13 protein-coding genes and 1 tRNA gene are annotated in these 18,069 nt (G+C 66.2%); all 14 read left to right on the forward strand.

From position 1 onward, the window contains the following. The 14 genes from tuf (CWC60_RS22190) to tuf (CWC60_RS22255) all read left to right on the forward strand — a co-directional run bounded on the left by tuf (CWC60_RS22190) (position 1) and on the right by tuf (CWC60_RS22255) (position 18,069). On the forward strand, positions 1-1,188 hold the full coding sequence (gene tuf / locus CWC60_RS22190) for an elongation factor Tu (RefSeq protein ID WP_109795960.1): 1,188 nt from the start codon (positions 1-3) through the stop codon (positions 1,186-1,188). 37 nt (positions 1,189-1,225) lie between these two features. After that, positions 1,226-1,301, forward strand: a tRNA-Trp gene (locus CWC60_RS22195). A 59-nt stretch (positions 1,302-1,360) separates the two neighbouring features. Continuing rightward, positions 1,361-1,648 carry a preprotein translocase subunit SecE gene (gene secE, locus CWC60_RS22200; protein WP_109796107.1) on the forward strand — a complete coding sequence of 96 codons (288 nt, stop codon included), beginning with the start codon at positions 1,361-1,363 and terminating at the stop codon, positions 1,646-1,648. 2 nt (positions 1,649-1,650) lie between these two features. Continuing rightward, a complete protein-coding gene (nusG, locus tag CWC60_RS22205) occupies positions 1,651-2,184 on the forward strand; it encodes a transcription termination/antitermination protein NusG (protein WP_109796108.1) in 534 nt (177 codons plus the stop codon). A 245-nt stretch (positions 2,185-2,429) separates the two neighbouring features. After that, on the forward strand, positions 2,430-2,858 hold the full coding sequence (gene rplK, locus CWC60_RS22210) for a 50S ribosomal protein L11 (RefSeq protein WP_109796109.1): 429 nt from the start codon (positions 2,430-2,432) through the stop codon (positions 2,856-2,858). A 4-nt stretch (positions 2,859-2,862) separates the two neighbouring features. Beyond that, a complete protein-coding gene (rplA, locus tag CWC60_RS22215) occupies positions 2,863-3,570 on the forward strand; it encodes a 50S ribosomal protein L1 (RefSeq protein WP_109796110.1) in 708 nt (235 codons plus the stop codon). A 324-nt stretch (positions 3,571-3,894) separates the two neighbouring features. Then, positions 3,895-4,410, forward strand: coding sequence for a 50S ribosomal protein L10 (gene rplJ, locus CWC60_RS22220; RefSeq protein WP_109796111.1), 516 nt, complete (start codon positions 3,895-3,897; stop codon positions 4,408-4,410). Between the two features lie 61 nt (positions 4,411-4,471). Then, positions 4,472-4,852: a 50S ribosomal protein L7/L12 gene (rplL, locus tag CWC60_RS22225; protein WP_109796112.1), complete on the forward strand. Its 381-nt coding sequence runs from the start codon at positions 4,472-4,474 to the stop codon at positions 4,850-4,852. Positions 4,853-5,111: 259 nt separating this feature from the next. Beyond that, on the forward strand, positions 5,112-9,209 hold the full coding sequence (gene rpoB, locus CWC60_RS22230) for a DNA-directed RNA polymerase subunit beta (protein WP_109796113.1): 4,098 nt from the start codon (positions 5,112-5,114) through the stop codon (positions 9,207-9,209). 52 nt (positions 9,210-9,261) lie between these two features. Beyond that, on the forward strand, positions 9,262-13,431 hold the full coding sequence (gene rpoC, locus CWC60_RS22235; RefSeq protein ID WP_109796114.1) for a DNA-directed RNA polymerase subunit beta': 4,170 nt from the start codon (positions 9,262-9,264) through the stop codon (positions 13,429-13,431). Between the two features lie 430 nt (positions 13,432-13,861). Further along, positions 13,862-14,233 carry a 30S ribosomal protein S12 gene (gene rpsL / locus CWC60_RS22240; RefSeq protein WP_109796115.1) on the forward strand — a complete coding sequence of 124 codons (372 nt, stop codon included), beginning with the start codon at positions 13,862-13,864 and terminating at the stop codon, positions 14,231-14,233. 17 nt (positions 14,234-14,250) lie between these two features. After that, positions 14,251-14,721: a 30S ribosomal protein S7 gene (rpsG, locus tag CWC60_RS22245; RefSeq protein WP_109796116.1), complete on the forward strand. Its 471-nt coding sequence runs from the start codon at positions 14,251-14,253 to the stop codon at positions 14,719-14,721. A gap of 22 nt (positions 14,722-14,743) precedes the next feature. Then, positions 14,744-16,822, forward strand: a complete 2,079-nt coding sequence (gene fusA / locus CWC60_RS22250) for an elongation factor G (protein WP_109796117.1) — start codon at positions 14,744-14,746, stop codon at positions 16,820-16,822. Between the two features lie 59 nt (positions 16,823-16,881). Then, a complete protein-coding gene (gene tuf, locus CWC60_RS22255; RefSeq protein ID WP_109795960.1) occupies positions 16,882-18,069 on the forward strand; it encodes an elongation factor Tu in 1,188 nt (395 codons plus the stop codon).

Genomic DNA, 18,069 nt, shown 5'->3' on the forward strand with positions numbered 1-18,069 from the left:
ATGGCCAAGGAGAAGTTTGAGCGTAACAAGCCGCACTGCAACGTTGGCACGATTGGCCATGTTGACCACGGCAAGACGACGCTGACGGCGGCGATCACGATGACGCTTGCGGAATATGGCGGCGCGGTGAAGTCGTACGCGGACATCGACAACGCGCCGGAGGAGAAGGCGCGCGGCATCACGATCTCGACGGCGCATGTGGAGTACGAGACGGAGAACCGTCACTACGCGCATGTCGACTGCCCGGGTCACGCCGACTACGTGAAGAACATGATCACGGGCGCTGCGCAGATGGACGGCGCGATCCTGGTGGTTTCGGCGGCGGACGGTCCGATGCCGCAGACGCGCGAGCACATCCTGCTGGCGCGCCAGGTGGGCGTTCCGGCGCTGGTGGTGTTCATGAACAAGGTCGACCAGGTCGACGACGAGGAACTGCTGGAGCTGGTCGAGCTGGAGATCCGCGAGCTGCTGTCTTCGTACGATTTCCCCGGCGACGACATCCCGATCATCCGCGGCTCTGCGCTGGCGGCGGTCGAGGGGACGAACGACGAGATCGGCAAGAAGGCGATCCTGGAGCTGATGAAGGCGGTGGACGAGTACGTGCCGCAGCCGGAGCGTCCGAAGGACCAGCCGTTCCTGATGCCGATCGAGGACGTGTTCTCGATCTCGGGCCGCGGCACGGTGGTGACGGGGCGCGTGGAGCGCGGCGTGGTCAAGGTTGGCGAGGAGGTCGAGATCGTCGGCATCCGCGACACCAAGAAGACGACGTGCACGGGCGTGGAGATGTTCCGCAAGCTGCTGGATCAGGGCGAGGCGGGCGACAACATCGGCGCGCTGCTGCGCGGCGTGGCGCGCGACGACGTGGAGCGCGGCCAGGTTCTGGCGAAGCCGGGCTCGATCACGCCGCACACGAAGTTCAAGGCGGAGGCCTATATCCTGACCAAGGAGGAGGGCGGCCGTCACACGCCGTTCTTCGGCAACTACCGGCCGCAGTTCTATTTCCGGACGACGGACGTCACGGGCGTGATCGAACTGCCGGAAGGCACGGAGATGGTGATGCCGGGCGACAACGTCGCCATGACGGTGCAGCTGATCAACCCGATCGCGATGGACGAGGGCCTGCGCTTCGCCATCCGCGAGGGCGGACGCACCGTCGGCGCCGGCGTCGTCGCGTCCATCATAGAGTAGTATCGCGTACAGGCGGGCCAGCCGGCCCGCCGGGCATAGGAGTGTAGCTCAACTGGCAGAGCACCGGTCTCCAAAACCGGGGGTTGGGGGTTCGAGTCCCTCCACTCCTGCCATGCCCGACCCTGAAGCGGCTGGCGCGCAAGTGTTGGCGTAGAACAGCAGAAAGATCGCTATGGCCAAGTCGAAGTCCGGGACCCCGCGCGGTCGCGGCCAGAAAACGACCCCCGCGGCATCGTCCAAGCCGGCCGACAAGCCCGCCCCGAAGAAGAAGGTCGGGCCGGTCGAGTTCCTGCGCCAGGTCCGGGCCGAGGGCGCGCGCACGACCTGGCCGACACGCAAGGAGACGGGCGTCACCACCATGATGGTCTTCATCATGGTCGCCATTGCGGCGGTCTTCTTCCTGGTGGTCGACATCATCATCCAGACCGGTGTCGGCTTCATTCTGGAACTGGGGAGCTGACCATGACAGCGCGCTGGTACATCGTTCACGCTTATTCCGGTTTCGAGAAGAAGGTCGCCCAGGCGATCCGCGAGCAGGCCGTTCAGAAGAACATGACCGACCTGATCGAGGAGGTCATGGTGCCGATGGAGGAGGTCGTGGAAATGCGCCGCGGCCAGAAGGTCAGCGCCGAACGCAAGTTCTTTCCCGGCTATGTGCTGGTGAAGATGGAACTGACCGACGAGAGCTATCACCTGATCAAGAACGTCGGCAAGGTTTCCGGCTTCCTGGGCTCGGGCAACAAGCCTCAGCCGATCCCGGAAAAGGAAGCCATGCGCATCCTGCAGCAGATGCAGGAGGGCATCGAGCGGCCCAAACCCTCGATCACCTTCGACATCGGCGAGCAGGTCCGCGTCTCCGACGGGCCCTTCGCTTCGTTCAACGGCGTCGTCGAGGACGTCGACGAGGAGCGCGCCCGGGTCAAGGTGTCGGTCTCCATCTTCGGCCGCGCCACGCCGGTGGAGCTCGAATATTCCCAGGTGGAGAAGCTGGACTGAGCGCCGCCGCCTGCCGATCCGGCGAACGGCGATTCTTTTTCCTTGAATCGGATGGCCGGGGGCTATAAAAGCCGTCGGCTCAACCAAATGCCTCGAGGTGCATCAAACTGATCCGACTGCGACGCGGGTTCGGCGACACGGACCGGGTACGCAGCGAGGTCACGCGCGCATTTGGCGAGTGAATGGTGTGGAAGGCCCGCCATGGCCGCACCACGCCCCCTTGGTAGACGTCAGAAGGGTCTGAAATGGCAAAGAAGATCGCAGGCTACATCAAGCTGCAGGTGCCGGCGGGCGCCGCCAATCCGTCGCCGCCGATCGGTCCCGCGCTGGGTCAGCGCGGCCTGAACATCATGGAGTTCTGCAAGGCGTTCAACGCCGAGACGCAGAACATGGAGAAGGGGATGCCGATCCCGGTGATCATCACCGCCTATTCGGACCGCTCCTTCACCTTCGTGTCCAAGACGCCGCCGGCGTCCTACTTCCTCAAGAAGGCCGCCGGCCTGCAGAAGGGCGCCGCGACGCCCGGCAAGGGTTTCGTCGGCCAGGTGACCCGGGCGCAGGTCCGCGAGATCGCCGAGCAGAAGATGCCCGATCTCAACGCCGCGGATCTGGACCAGGCGATGAAGGTGATCGCGGGCTCCGCCCGCTCGATGGGCCTGCAGGTGGTGGAGTAGAACGATGGCGCGCAAGGGAAAACGTTACACTGCCGCCCAGGAGGGCATCGACCGCGACGCACAGGTGTCGCTGGAGGATGCGATCAAGGCGGTGAAGGCCAGGGCGGTCGCCAGGTTCGACGAGACCGTGGAGATGGCCGTCAACCTGGGCGTCGATCCGCGGCACGCCGACCAGATGGTGCGCGGCGTGGTGCAACTGCCCAACGGCACGGGCAAGACCGTCCGCGTGGCGGTCTTCGCCAAGGGTGACAAGGCCGATGAGGCCACCGCCGCCGGGGCCGACATCGTTGGCGCCGAGGATCTGGCCGAACGGGTGCAGGCCGGCGACATGCCCTTCGACACCGTGATCGCGACGCCCGACATGATGCCGGTGGTCGGCCGGCTCGGCAAGGTGCTGGGCCCGCGCGGCCTGATGCCGAACCCGAAGCTCGGCACGGTCACGCCGAACGTCAAGGAAGCGGTCGCGGCGGCCAAGGGCGGTCAGGTGACGTTCCGTGTCGAGAAGGCGGGCATCGTCCACGCCGGCATCGGCAAGGCCAGCTTTACCGAGGAACAGCTTCTCGGCAATGCGCGCTCCCTGGTGGAGGCGCTGCTGAAGGCGAAGCCGGCGGGCGCCAAGGGCCAGTACCTGAAGCGCGCGGCGGTCAGCTCGACCATGGGGCCGGGCGTGAAGATCGACATCTCGACGCTCAATCCGCAGCCCGCGGCCTGAGCGTCGACCACGGAATTCCGCCGCCGGGTCCAACCGGTGGCGGCGCGGTCCCGACGGCCCCTGCGGCCCGAGGGATCACCTGTCCGAGACTGCAGGCGCCGCGACGGCTCCGCGCCCGAACGGCTTAATCCGAAGCCGGGCCTGCAATAGACGGGAGTTGCGAACCGGAATGAACGCGGTCCGCCGCGCGCGTTTCCGGGTCAAGACCCTGGGGCAGGACATGAAGAGGGACGGGGAGCCTCGGCTCCGCAAACCAACCGTCCCAGGGCTGGAACCCCGAAGCCGGATCGCCGGCCGAAGGGTTCCGTGAGAAGGAGCGAAAGAGTGAACCGGGAAGAAAAGGCGGCGCTGATCGGCGAGATGAAGGACGTGTTCGAGAACACGGCCCTCGTCGTCATCACCCACTACAAGGGCCTCTCGGTTGCGGAGATGACCGATCTCCGGAGCCGGGTCCGCGAAGCGGGCGCCAGCTTCAAAGTCACGAAGAACAGGCTCGTGAAGATCGCTCTCGAAGGCACGTCCTACAGTGCGCTCACCGACAGCTTCACCGGACCGACCGCGATCGCCTATTCGAACGATCCGGTCGCGGCGGCGAAGGTGGCGGTGGAGTACGCCAAGAAGAACGAGAAGCTCGTGATTCTCGGCGGCGCGATGGGCGAGCATGTGCTCGAGGCCGACGGCGTCAAGGCTCTGGCCGAACTGCCGTCGCTCGACGATCTGCGCGCGAAGATCATCGGCCTGCTGAACGCCCCGGCGACCAAGGTCGCCCAGGTGGTGCAGGCCCCGGCTTCGCAGCTCGCGCGGGTGCTCAACGCATACGCCACCAAGGAAGACGCCTGACGGACAAGGTCTTCTCATACGGGCCCCGTCGACAACCTCACTGACCAAGGAAACCGAACAAATGGCTGATCTGGAAAAAATTGCCGAAGATCTCTCGAACCTGACCGTCCTCGAGGCGGCCGAACTCGCCAAGCTTCTCGAGGAGAAGTGGGGCGTCTCCGCCGCCGCCGCCGTCGCGGCGCCGGCCGCCGCAGCCGGGGGCGGCGGTGAAGCCGCCGCGGCCGAGGAGCAGACCGAGTTCGACGTCGTTCTGGCCGAAGTCGGCGACAAGAAGATCAACGTGATCAAGGAAGTCCGCAGCATCACCGGCCTGGGCCTGAAGGAGGCCAAGGAACTGGTCGAGGCTGCCCCGAAGGCCATCAAGGAAGGCGCTTCGAAGGACGAGGCCGAGAAGATCAAGGAGCAGCTCGAGGGCGTTGGCGCCAAGGTCGAGTTGAAGTGATCTGCGTGATTTCGCCGGCTGCCGGGTTACCGGCGGCCGGCGGGATCGCCATCTGTCAGGCGGCGGCCTCGTCGAGGGCGCCGCGGCGACCGGCCGGAGTGCGTCTCCGGGCGGTTGAAGGCGTTCAGGGCACCACACGGCCCTGAACGGGGGATAGCGCGGCGCCCCGTCCCGGTCCGGCCCTGCCGGCCACCGGGCGCGAAAGCCGGCGGACAATGCGGGCCCGTCCACGAGGGCCCCGGTCGGACGAGGAACAGGAATGCCGCTTTCTTTTACCGCTCGCAAGCGCGTTCGCCACAACTTCGGCCGCATCGCCGAAGTGGTCCCCATGCCGAACCTGATCGAGGTTCAGCGGGCCTCCTATGAAACCTTCCTCATGGCCGATACGCCGGCCGAGGAACGGGGCGACAACGGGCTGGAGGGCGTTTTCCGCTCTGTCTTTCCGATTTCCGATTTCTCGGAGACCTCGAGCCTGGAGTTCGTGCGCTACGAGTTCGAGGAGCCGAAGTACGACGTCGACGAATGCATCCAGCGCGGGCTGACCTACGCCGCGCCGCTGAAGGTGACGCTGCGGCTGATCGTCTTCGAGGTCGACGAGGACACCGGCGCCAAGTCGGTCCTCGATATCAAGGAGCAGGACGTCTACATGGGCGACATGCCCCTGATGACGGACAAGGGCACCTTCATCATCAACGGCACCGAGCGCGTCATCGTCTCCCAGATGCACCGCTCGCCGGGCGTGTTCTTCGACCATGACCGGGGCAAGACCCATTCGTCCGGCAAGCTGCTCCACGCCGCCCGCGTCATTCCCTATCGCGGGTCGTGGCTGGATTTCGAGTTCGACCACAAGGACATCGTCCATGTCCGCATCGACCGCCGGCGCAAGCTGCCGGCGACGACGCTGCTCTATGCGCTGGGCATGTCGTCGGACGAGATCCTGGAGCATTTCTACGACACCGTGACCGTCGCCCACGACAAGAAGGGCTGGCGCGCGCCGTTCGAGCCCGACCGCTATCGCGGCCAGCGCCTGCTGGCGGACATCATCGACGCCGACTCGGGCGAAGTGGTGGCGAAGGCGGGCGACAAGCTGGCGCCGCGCGCGGGCAAGAAACTGGTCGAGGGCGGCATGAGCCACATGCTGATCCCGGCCGAGGACCTGATCGGCCGCTTCGTCGCCCACGACCTGATCGACGAGAAGACCGGCGAGGTCTTCGCCGAGGGCGGCGACGCCATCGACGAGAAGCTGCTGGAGACCCTGGTCGACGCCGGCATGACCGAACTGCCGCTGCTGGACATCGACAACATCACCGTCGGCGCCCACATCCGCAACACCCTGGCGGTGGACAAGAACACCAGCCGCGACACCGCGCTGGTCGACATCTACCGCGTCATGCGCCCCGGCGAGCCGCCGACCGAGGAGACCGCCGAAGCCCTGTTCCAGGGCCTGTTCTTCGATTCCGAGCGCTACGATCTCTCGGCCGTCGGCCGCGTGAAGCTGAACGCGCGCCTGGAGCTGGAGGCCGAGGACACCGTGCGCGTGCTGCGCAAGGAGGACATCCTGGCGGTCGTCACCTATCTGGTCGGCCTGAAGGACGGCAAGGGCGAGATCGACGACATCGACCATCTCGGCAACCGCCGGGTCCGCTCGGTCGGCGAGCTGATGGAGAACCAGTACCGCATCGGCCTGCTGCGCATGGAGCGCGCGATCCGCGAGCGCATGAGCTCGGTCGAGATCGACACCGTGATGCCGCAGGACCTGATCAACGCCAAACCGGCGGCGGCGGCGGTGCGGGAGTTCTTCGGCTCCTCGCAGCTCAGCCAGTTCATGGACCAGACCAACCCGCTCTCAGAGGTCACCCACAAGCGCCGCCTCTCGGCCCTCGGCCCGGGCGGCCTGACCCGCGAGCGCGCCGGCTTCGAGGTGCGCGACGTGCACCCGACGCATTATGGCCGCATCTGCCCGGTGGAGACGCCGGAAGGCCCGAACATCGGCCTGATCAACAGCCTGGCCAGCTTTGCGCGGATCAACCAGTACGGCTTCATCGAGAGCCCGTACCGCCGGGTGAAGGACGGCAAGGTCACCGAGGAGTCAGCCTATCTCTCCGCCATGGAGGAAGGCCGCTACACCATCGCCCAGGCGAACGCGCCCTTCGATCCGGAGACCTTCGCCTTCACCGAGGATCTGGTCTCCAGCCGTCATGGCGGCGAGTTCATCCTCGCCCGGCCGCAGGACATCGACTACATCGACGTCTCGCCGAAGCAGCTCGTGTCCGTCGCCGCGGCGCTGGTGCCTTTCCTCGAGAACGACGACGCCAACCGCGCCCTGATGGGCGCCAACATGCAGCGTCAGGCGGTGCCCCTGCTGCAGCCCGAGGCGCCCTATGTGGGCACCGGCATGGAGTCCGTGGTGGCCCGCGATTCGGGCGTCACCGTGGTGGCGCGCCGCGACGGCGTGGTCGAGCAGATCGACGCGGAGCGCATCGTGGTCCGCGCCACAGACGTGGCCGACCTGTCGCGTTCGGGCGTCGACATCTACAAGCTGCTGAAGTTCCAGCGCTCCAACCAGTCGACCTGCATTACCCAGCGGCCGCTGGTGAAGGTGGGCGACATGGTGAAGGTCGGCGACATCATGGCCGACGGCCCCTCCACCGACATGGGCGAACTGGCGCTCGGGCGGAACGTGCTCGTCGCCTTCATGCCGTGGATGGGCTACAACTTCGAGGACTCCATCCTCATCTCCGAGCGGATCGTGAAGGACGACGTCTTCACCTCGATCCACATCGAGGAGTTCGAGGTCATGGCCCGCGACACCAAACTGGGCCCGGAGGAAATCACCCGCGACATTCCCAACGTCTCAGAGGAATCGCTGAAGAACCTCGACGAGGCCGGCATCGTCTACATCGGCGCTGAGGTCGAGGCGAGCGACATCCTGGTCGGCAAGATCACGCCGAAGGGCGAGAGCCCGATGACGCCGGAGGAGAAGCTGCTCCGCGCCATCTTCGGCGAGAAGGCGGCGGACGTGCGCGACACCTCGCTGAAGATGCCTCCGGGCACCTCCGGCACGGTGGTCGAGGTGCGCGTCTTCAACCGCCACGGCGTCGAGAAGGACGAGCGCGCCCTGCAGATCGAACGCGACGAGATCGAGCGCCTGCGCAAGGACATGGAAGACGAACGCGCCATCTACGAGCGCAACATCTACGCCAGCCTGCGCAACCTGCTGCTCGGCAAGGAGGCGGAGAGCGGACCCCGCGGCTTCCGCACCGGCGTTGCGATCACCGAGGACGTGCTGGGCGGCCTGAGCCACGGCCAGTGGTGGCAGATCGTGCTGGCCGACGACAAGGCGATGGCCGACATCGAGGCGCTCAGGCGCCAGTTCGACGAGGCCATCGGCGCCCTGCAGGCCCGCTTCAACAACAAGGTCGAGAAGCTGCAGCGCGGCGACGAGATGCCGCCTGGCGTGATGAAGATGGTCAAGGTCTTCGTGGCCATCAAGCGCAAGCTCCAGCCCGGCGACAAGATGGCCGGCCGCCACGGCAACAAGGGCGTCATCAGCCGCATCGTGCCGGAAGAGGACATGCCCTTCCTGGAGGACGGCACCCCGGTCGACGTGGTGCTCAACCCTCTCGGCGTGCCGAGCCGCATGAACGTCGGCCAGATCCTCGAGACCCATCTGGGCTGGGCCGCGCGCGGCCTGGGCCTGAAGATCGGCGAGGCGCTGGAAGGCGTGAAGGCCAACGGCAAGGGCACCAAGCCGCTGCTGACCGAATTCGCCAAGGTCTACAACGACGAGGAGATGTCGGACATCCAGGCGCTCGGCGACGAAGAGCGCATGGAGCTGGCGACCAATCTCAGCCGCGGCGTGCCCATGGCGACGCCGGTGTTCGACGGCGCCCGGGAGCCCGACATCGTGGAGATGCTGGAGCGCGCGGGTCTGGACCGCACCGGCCAGGTCATGCTGCACGACGGCCGTACCGGCGAGCAGTTCGACCGTCCGGTGACCGTCGGCTACATCTACATGCTGAAGCTGCACCATCTGGTGGACGACAAGATCCACGCCCGCTCGATCGGCCCCTACAGCCTGGTCACCCAGCAGCCGCTGGGCGGCAAGGCGCAGTTCGGCGGCCAGCGCTTCGGCGAGATGGAGGTCTGGGCGCTGGAAGCCTATGGCGCGGCCTACACGCTGCAGGAGATGCTGACGGTGAAGTCCGACGACGTGGCCGGCCGCAACAAGGTCTACGAGGCGATCGTCCGCGGCGACGACACGTTCGAGGCCGGCATCCCCGAGAGCTTCAACGTGCTCGTCAAGGAAATGCGCTCGCTGGGTCTGAACGTCGAACTCAGGGATTCCGACGGCTGATGGCGGGTTCCGCCCCGAACCCCCTCGGCCCTACCTTCGGAGGTAAGTAACCATGCAAGACGCCCTGCAACTGTTCGGTCAGCAGCAGACGGCCCAGAGCTTCGATCACATCAAGATCGGCCTGGCCAGTCCCGACCAGATCCGCTCCTGGTCCTTCGGCGAGGTGAAGAAGCCGGAGACCATCAACTACCGCACCTTCAAGCCGGAGCGGGACGGCCTGTTCTGCGCCCGCATCTTCGGTCCGATCAAGGACTACGAGTGCCTGTGCGGCAAGTACAAGCGCATGAAGTACCGCGGCATCATCTGCGAGAAGTGCGGCGTCGAGGTCACGACCCAGAAGGTCCGGCGCGAGCGCATGGGCCATATCGAACTGGCCGCGCCCGTCGCCCACATCTGGTTCCTGAAGTCGCTGCCCAGCCGCATCGGCCTGGTCCTCGACATGATGCTGAAGGATCTGGAACGGGTGCTGTATTTCGAGCAGCACATCGTCATCGAGCCGGGTCTCACGCCGCTGAAGCGCTTCCAGCTCCTCACCGAGGAGGAGTTCTACGACTACCAGGACGAGTACGGCGAGGACGCCTTCACCGCCGGCATCGGCGCCGAGGCGGTGCGTGACATCCTCATGGGTCTGGACCTGCAGGAAATCCGCCAGGACCTGCGCCGCGAGCTGGCCGAGACCAAGTCCGAGCTGAAGCCCAAGAAGATCGTCAAGCGCCTGAAGCTGATCGAGGCCTTCATCGAATCCGGCAACCGCCCGGAATGGATGATCCTGGAGGTCATTCCCGTGCTGCCGCCGGAGCTGCGCCCGCTGGTGCCGCTGGACGGCGGCCGCTTCGCGACCTCCGACCTGAACGATCTCTACCGCCGGGTGATCAACCGCAACAACCGCCTGAAGCGGCTGATCGAGCTGCGCGCGCCGGACATCATCGTGCGCAACGAGAAGCGCATGCTGCAGGAGGCGGTCGACGCCCTGTTCGACAACGGCCGCCGCGGCCGCGTCATCACCGGCGCCAACAAGCGCCCGCTGAAGTCGCTCGCCGACATGCTGAAGGGCAAGCAGGGCCGCTTCCGCCAGAACCTGCTGGGCAAGCGCGTCGACTATTCGGGCCGTTCGGTCATCGTGGTCGGTCCGGAGCTGAAGCTGCACCAGTGCGGCCTGCCCAAGAAGATGGCGCTGGAGCTGTTCAAGCCGTTCATCTACGCCAAGCTGGAACTGCAGGGCCTCGCGCCCACCGTGAAGTCGGCCAAGAAGCTGGTCGAGAAGGAGCGCCCGGAGGTCTGGGACATCCTGGAGGAGGTCATCCGCGAGCATCCGGTGATGCTGAACCGCGCGCCGACGCTCCACCGCCTCGGCATCCAGGCCTTCGAGCCGGTGCTGATCGAGGGCAAGGCGATCCAGCTTCATCCGCTGGTCTGCACCGCCTTCAACGCGGACTTCGACGGCGACCAGATGGCGGTGCACGTGCCGCTGTCCCTGGAAGCCCAGCTCGAGGCCCGGGTGCTGATGATGTCGACCAACAACATCCTCTCGCCCGCCAACGGCAAGCCGATCATCGTCCCCAGCCAGGACATCGTCCTCGGCCTCTACTACCTGTCGATGCAGACCGACGGCGCGAAGGGCGAGGGCATGATCTTCGCCACCGATGACGAGATCGAGTACGCGCTCGATCACGGCGTCGTCGCCATGCACGCGAAGATCAAGGCGCGCTGGAAGACGGTCGACGCCGAGGGCAACGAGGTCACCGAACTGGTCGAGGCCACGCCGGGCCGCATGCTTATCGCGCGCGAACTGCCGAAGAACGCCAATGTCCCCTTCTCCCTGGTCAATCAGCTGCTGACCAAGAAGGAGATCGGCAACATGATCGACATCGTCTACCGGCACGCCGGTCAGAAGGAGACGGTCATGTTCTGCGACCGGATCATGGGTCTGGGCTTCGCCCACGCCTGCTGGGCCGGCATCTCCTTCGGCAAGGACGACATGATCATCCCCGAGGCCAAGGAGAAGCTGGTCGGCGAGACCAACGAGCTGATCAAGCAGTACGAGCAGCAGTATCTCGACGGCCTGATCACCACGGGCGAGAAGTACAACAAGGTCGTCGACGCCTGGATGCAGTGCTCCGACAAGGTCGCCGACGAGATGATGAAGGGCATGGAATCGACCCGCCTGGCCAACAACGGCCAGCCGAACTCGATCTACATGATGGCCCATTCCGGCGCCCGCGGTTCGCAGGCGCAGATGAAGCAGCTTGCCGGCATGCGCGGCCTGATGGCCAAGCCGTCGGGCGAGATCATCGAGACCCCGATCATCTCCAACTTCAAGGAAGGCCTGACCGTGTCGGAGTACTTCATCTCCACGCACGGCGCCCGCAAGGGCCTGGCCGACACCGCCCTGAAGACGGCGAATTCGGGCTACCTCACGCGGCGTCTGGTGGACGTGGCGCAGGACGCGGTGATCACCGAGGTCGACTGCGGCACCACGCAGGGGCTGCTGGTGCGCGAAGTGGTCGACGGCGCCGACGTCATCGCGCCGCTGGGCGAGCGCATCCTGGGCCGTACCTCGGCCGAGGACATCACCGACCCGGTGAGCGGCAACGTGCTCTACAAGGCCGGCACGCTGCTCGAAGAGCCGGAGGTGGAGGTCATCACCGACGCCGCCGTGGAGGCGGTCCGTATCCGCTCCGTGCTCACCTGCGAGAACCGCCAGGGCGTCTGCGCGGCCTGCTACGGCCGCGATCTGGCCCGGGGCACGCCGGTGAACCAGGGCGAGGCGGTCGGCGTCATTGCGGCGCAGTCCATCGGCGAGCCGGGCACCCAGCTCACCATGCGCACGTTCCACATCGGCGGCGCGGCGCAGGCGGGCGAGAGCTCCAGCGTCGAGGCGGCCTATGACGGCTCGCTGAAGATCGAGGACCGCAACGTGGTCGAGGATTCGCAGGGCCGGCTGGTGGTGATGAACCGCACCACCGAACTGGTGCTGCTGGACCAGAACGGCCGCGAGCGGGCCCGTCACCGCGTGCCCTACGGCACCCGACTGTCGAAGGACCACGGCAAGCCCGTGGCGCGCGGCGAGAAGATCGCCGAATGGGATCCCTACACGATCCCCGTCATCACCGAGAAGTCGGGCGACGTCACCTATCGCGATCTGGTCGACGGCGTCAGCCTGCGCGATGTGGTCGACGAGAACACGGGCATCGCCTCCAAGGTCGTCATGGACTGGAAGAGCCAGGCGGGCGGCAACGATCTCCGGCCCCGCATCACGCTCCGCGACGAGAAGGGCGAGGTGATCAACCTGGAGAACGACCAGGAAGCCCGCTACTTCCTGCCGGTCGACGCGATCCTGTCGGTCCAGGACGGCCAGAACGTGCATGCCGGCGACGTGCTGGCGCGTATCCCGCGCGAGGGCTCGAAGACACGCGACATCACCGGCGGCCTGCCGCGGGTGGCGGAGCTGTTCGAGGCCCGGCGGCCGAAGGACCACGCCATCCTGGCCGAGGTCGACGGCCGGGTGGAGTTCGGCAAGGACTACAAGGCGAAGCGCAAGCTGACGATCATCCCCGATGACGACAGCGAGGAGCCGGTCGACTATCTGATCGCCAAGGGCCGCCACATCCTGGTCCACGAAGGCGACCAGGTGCGCCGTGGCGACTATATCGTCGACGGCAATCCGGCGCCCCACGACATCCTCAAGATCCTGGGCGTCGAGGCGCTGGCCGAGTTCCTAGTCAACGAGATCCAGGAGGTCTACCGGCTGCAGGGCGTGAAGATCAACGACAAGCACATCGAGGTGATCACCCGCCAGATGCTGCAGAAGATCGAGATCACGCGCACCGGCGACACCACGATGCTCATCGGCGAGCAGATCGACCGCCACGAGTACGAGGCCGAGAACGCCAAGGTGGCGAAGGAGGGCGGCGAGATCGCCAGGGGCGAGCCGGTGCTGCTCGGCATCACCAAGGCCAGCCTGCAGACCCGGTCGTTCATCTCCGCGGCGTCCTTCCAGGAGACCACGCGCGTACTCACGGAGGCGTCGGTCAACGGCAAGGTCGACGATCTTGCCGGCCTGAAGGAGAACGTCATCGTCGGCCGTCTGATCCCCGCGGGGACGGGCGCGATGATGAACGAGATCCGCCGGGTGGCCGCCGAGCGCGACCGCAAGCTGGCGGAGGAGAGCGCCAGGCCGGCGGCCGAGGAGCCGACCGCGATCACCGCCGCCGGAGAGTAGTCGGGCGGCGCGCGGTCGACCGCGAATGATGGAGGGGGCGGGCGTCTCGGCGTCCGCCCCGTTCCGTTATTGAAAGATTGTTGCGCGGGCGCGGCGGAATCCGTTCGATTCCGTCTCTCAAGTCGTTCCGCTAACTCCCTTTCCCGCCAGCGGTTTTTTCCGCGCTTTTGCTGTTGACGCTATGGGGGTGCCTTCATATAGTCCGCGCCCATTGCGGTGCTGGTAGTTGGCTTCGTCCAAGACGCAGTTCCGTTCGTCCAAGCTCTGACAGTGGCCAGTGGACAGGCCGTCGGGACAGGGAACATCGGCGGGCCGGCTCACGGCTCGCTTCGTCTTTGTCCGGTGCTTGGAAGAACGCTACCCACGTTTCGCAACAATCACGTACCGGGGCGCGCCCCGGCAGGTTTCGTTTGGAGAAGGCTCGGACACCATGCCGACGATTAACCAGTTGATCCGCAAGCCGCGCAAGGCGCCGATCGAGCGCAACAAGGTGCCGGCGATGGAGGCGTGCCCCCAGAAGCGCGGCGTCTGCACGCGCGTCTACACCACGACGCCGAAGAAGCCGAACTCGGCGCTGCGCAAGGTCGCGCGCGTTCGGCTGACCAACGGCTTCGAAGTCACGAGCTATATCCCGGGCGAGGGGCACAACCTCCAGGAGCACTCGGTGGTGCTGATCCGCGGCGGCCGCGTCAAGGACCTGCCCGGCGTGCGCTACCACATCCTGCGCGGCGTGCTCGACACCCAGGGCGTCAAGGACCGTCGCCAGCGCCGTTCGAAATACGGCGTCAAACGGCCGAAGTGATCGGAGAGAATTAGGTCATGTCACGTCGTCACGCAGCCGAGAAGCGCGAGATCCTGCCCGACCCCATTCACGGGGACGTGGTGGTGTCGAAGTTCATGAACAACCTGATGTACCACGGCAAGAAGTCCGCCGCGGAGCGCATCGTCTACAACGCGTTCGAGCAGGTCGAGCGCAAGATCGGCCGCAACCCGGTCGACATCTTCCACGAGGCGCTGAGCAATGCGCGTCCCCATCTGGAGGTCCGCTCCCGCCGCGTCGGCGGCGCCACCTACCAGGTGCCGGTCGACGTTCGCCCCGAGCGCGCCCAGGCGCTGGCCATCCGCTGGCTGATCGACGCCGCGCGCAAGCGTTCCGAGAACACCATGATGGAGCGTCTGGCCGGCGAGCTGATGGACGCGGCCTCCAGCCGCGGCGGCGCCGTCAAGAAGCGCGAAGACACCCACCGGATGGCGGAGGCCAACAAGGCCTTCTCCCATTACCGCTGGTAAGGCCGGAGCAGGAGTTCAGGACATGTCCCGCCAGACGCCTCTCAACCGCTATCGCAATATCGGCATCATGGCCCACATCGATGCCGGCAAGACCACCACGACCGAGCGAATCCTCTATTACACCGGCCGCTCCCACAAGATCGGCGAGGTCCATGACGGCGCCGCCACGATGGACTGGATGGAGCAGGAGCAGGAGCGGGGCATCACCATCACCTCGGCCGCGACGACCTGCTTCTGGCGCGACCACCGCATCAACATCATCGACACGCCTGGCCATGTGGACTTCACCATCGAGGTGGAGCGTTCGCTGCGCGTGCTCGACGGCGCCGTCGCCGTCTACGACGCGGTGGCCGGCGTGGAGCCGCAGACCGAGACCGTCTGGCGTCAGGCCGACAAGTACCGCGTGCCGCGCATGTGCTTCGTCAACAAGATGGACCGCATGGGCGCCGACTTCTTCCGCTGCGTGGAGATGATGGTCGACCGCCTGGGCTGCCTGCCGATCCCGCTGCAGCTGCCGATCGGCGTGGAATCAGACTTCGTCGGCGTGGTCGACCTGGTCGAGATGCGCGCGATCGTCTGGAAGGAAGAGACGCTGGGCGCCGAGTTCGAGTACCGCGAGATTCCGGCGGATCTGGCCGATCAGGCCGCGGAGTACCGCCTGAAGCTGGTCGAGGCGGCCGTGGAGCTCGACGAGGCGGTCATGGAGGCCTATCTCGATGGCGAGGAGCCGGACGCCGACACGCTGCGCCGGCTGATCCGCAAGGCCACCCTGACCAACGCCTTCGTGCCCGTGCTGCTGGGCACCGCATTCAAGAACAAGGGCGTGCAGCCCCTGCTGGATGCCGTGGTCGACTACATGCCGGCCCCCACCGACGTCGAAGCCATCCAGGGTCACAAGGTCGATGAGCCGGAGACCGAGATGGTCCGCCGGTCGTCCGACGACGAACCCTTCTCGGCGCTGGCCTTCAAGATCATGTCGGACCCGTTCGTCGGCTCGCTGACCTTCTGCCGCATCTATTCCGGCCAGGTCGAGAGCGGCCAGTCGATCCTGAACTCCGTCAAGGGCAAGCGCGAGCGCATCGGCCGCATGCTGATGATGCACGCCAACGACCGCGAGGACGTCAAGGTCGCCATGGCCGGCGACATCATCGCCATCGCCGGGCTGAAGGACACCACCACGGGCGACACGCTCTGCGATCCGCTCAAGCCGGTGGTGCTGGAAGCGATGGAGTTCCCCGACCCGGTCATCGAGATCGCGGTGGAGCCGAAGACCAAGGCCGACCACGAGAAGATGTCGATCGCGCTCGGCCGGCTGGCGCAGGAGGATCCGTCCTTCCGCGTGACCACCGACCAGGAGACCGGCCAGACGGTCATCAAGGGCATGGGCGAACTTCACCTCGACATCATCGTCGACCGCATGAAGCGCGAGTTCAAGGTCGAGGCCAATGTCGGCGCCCCCCAGGTGGCCTACCGCGAGACGCTGACCCGCGACACCGAGATCGACTACACCCACAAGAAGCAGACCGGCGGTTCCGGCCAGTTCGCGCGGGTGAAGCTGATCCTGGGTCCCGGCGAGCCGGGCTCCGGCTTCACCTTCGAAAGCAAGATCGTCGGCGGTTCGGTGCCGCGGGAGTACATCCCGGGCGTCGAGAAGGGCCTGCGCTCGGTCATCGACGCCGGCGTGCTGGCGGGTTTCCCGCTGATCGACGTGCGTGCGGAGCTGATCGACGGCGCCAGCCACGACGTCGACTCCTCGGTTCTGGCCTTCGAGATCGCCGCCCGGGCGGCGTTCCGCGAGGCCGCGCCGAAGGCGGGCGCCAAGCTGCTGGAGCCGATGATGAAGGTCGAGGCCGTGACGCCGGAGGAATTCGTGGGCGACGTCATGGGCGATCTGAACAGCCGCCGCGGCCAGGTGCAGGGCTCCGAGCCGCGCGGCAACGCGACGGTCATCAGCGCCATGGTGCCGCTGGCCAACATGTTCGGCTACGTGAACACGCTGCGCTCCATGACCCAGGGGCGGGCGCAGTTCACCATGCAGTTCGATCACTATGAGCAGGTGCCCCAGAGCATTTCCGACGAAGTCATCGCCAAGCTGGCGTGACGGCGCGGATCGGGCATCACTGAAGAGACACGACAAAGCCGAGAGCCGGAGAAGAGAAGATGGCCAAGGAGAAGTTTGAGCGTAACAAGCCGCACTGCAACGTTGGCACGATTGGCCATGTTGACCACGGCAAGACGACGCTGACGGCGGCGATCACGATGACGCTTGCGGAATATGGCGGCGCGGTGAAGTCGTACGCGGACATCGACAACGCGCCGGAGGAGAAGGCGCGCGGCATCACGATCTCGACGGCGCATGTGGAGTACGAGACGGAGAACCGTCACTACGCGCATGTCGACTGCCCGGGTCACGCCGACTACGTGAAGAACATGATCACGGGCGCTGCGCAGATGGACGGCGCGATCCTGGTGGTTTCGGCGGCGGACGGTCCGATGCCGCAGACGCGCGAGCACATCCTGCTGGCGCGCCAGGTGGGCGTTCCGGCGCTGGTGGTGTTCATGAACAAGGTCGACCAGGTCGACGACGAGGAACTGCTGGAGCTGGTCGAGCTGGAGATCCGCGAGCTGCTGTCTTCGTACGATTTCCCCGGCGACGACATCCCGATCATCCGCGGCTCTGCGCTGGCGGCGGTCGAGGGGACGAACGACGAGATCGGCAAGAAGGCGATCCTGGAGCTGATGAAGGCGGTGGACGAGTACGTGCCGCAGCCGGAGCGTCCGAAGGACCAGCCGTTCCTGATGCCGATCGAGGACGTGTTCTCGATCTCGGGCCGCGGCACGGTGGTGACGGGGCGCGTGGAGCGCGGCGTGGTCAAGGTTGGCGAGGAGGTCGAGATCGTCGGCATCCGCGACACCAAGAAGACGACGTGCACGGGCGTGGAGATGTTCCGCAAGCTGCTGGATCAGGGCGAGGCGGGCGACAACATCGGCGCGCTGCTGCGCGGCGTGGCGCGCGACGACGTGGAGCGCGGCCAGGTTCTGGCGAAGCCGGGCTCGATCACGCCGCACACGAAGTTCAAGGCGGAGGCCTATATCCTGACCAAGGAGGAGGGCGGCCGTCACACGCCGTTCTTCGGCAACTACCGGCCGCAGTTCTATTTCCGGACGACGGACGTCACGGGCGTGATCGAACTGCCGGAAGGCACGGAGATGGTGATGCCGGGCGACAACGTCGCCATGACGGTGCAGCTGATCAACCCGATCGCGATGGACGAGGGCCTGCGCTTCGCCATCCGCGAGGGCGGACGCACCGTCGGCGCCGGCGTCGTCGCGTCCATCATAGAGTAG

Origin of the sequence: Minwuia thermotolerans (genome assembly GCF_002924445.1) — a bacterium.
Lineage (GTDB): Bacteria > Pseudomonadota > Alphaproteobacteria > Minwuiales > Minwuiaceae > Minwuia > Minwuia thermotolerans.

Bases quoted from the DNA above. Each gene is read 5' to 3' on its own strand.
- tuf (WP_109795960.1), top strand. From the start codon at position 1: ATGGCCAAGGAGAAGTTTGAGCGTAACAAGCCGCACTGCAACGTTGGC.
- secE (WP_109796107.1), top strand. From the start codon at position 1,361: ATGGCCAAGTCGAAGTCCGGGACCCCGCGCGGTCGCGGCCAGAAAACG.
- nusG (WP_109796108.1), top strand. From the start codon at position 1,651: ATGACAGCGCGCTGGTACATCGTTCACGCTTATTCCGGTTTCGAGAAG.
- rplK (WP_109796109.1), top strand. From the start codon at position 2,430: ATGGCAAAGAAGATCGCAGGCTACATCAAGCTGCAGGTGCCGGCGGGC.
- rplA (WP_109796110.1), top strand. From the start codon at position 2,863: ATGGCGCGCAAGGGAAAACGTTACACTGCCGCCCAGGAGGGCATCGAC.
- rplL (WP_109796112.1), top strand. From the start codon at position 4,472: ATGGCTGATCTGGAAAAAATTGCCGAAGATCTCTCGAACCTGACCGTC.
- rpoB (WP_109796113.1), top strand. From the start codon at position 5,112: ATGCCGCTTTCTTTTACCGCTCGCAAGCGCGTTCGCCACAACTTCGGC.
- rpoC (WP_109796114.1), top strand. From the start codon at position 9,262: ATGCAAGACGCCCTGCAACTGTTCGGTCAGCAGCAGACGGCCCAGAGC.
- rpsL (WP_109796115.1), top strand. From the start codon at position 13,862: ATGCCGACGATTAACCAGTTGATCCGCAAGCCGCGCAAGGCGCCGATC.
- rpsG (WP_109796116.1), top strand. From the start codon at position 14,251: ATGTCACGTCGTCACGCAGCCGAGAAGCGCGAGATCCTGCCCGACCCC.
- fusA (WP_109796117.1), top strand. From the start codon at position 14,744: ATGTCCCGCCAGACGCCTCTCAACCGCTATCGCAATATCGGCATCATG.
- tuf (WP_109795960.1), top strand. From the start codon at position 16,882: ATGGCCAAGGAGAAGTTTGAGCGTAACAAGCCGCACTGCAACGTTGGC.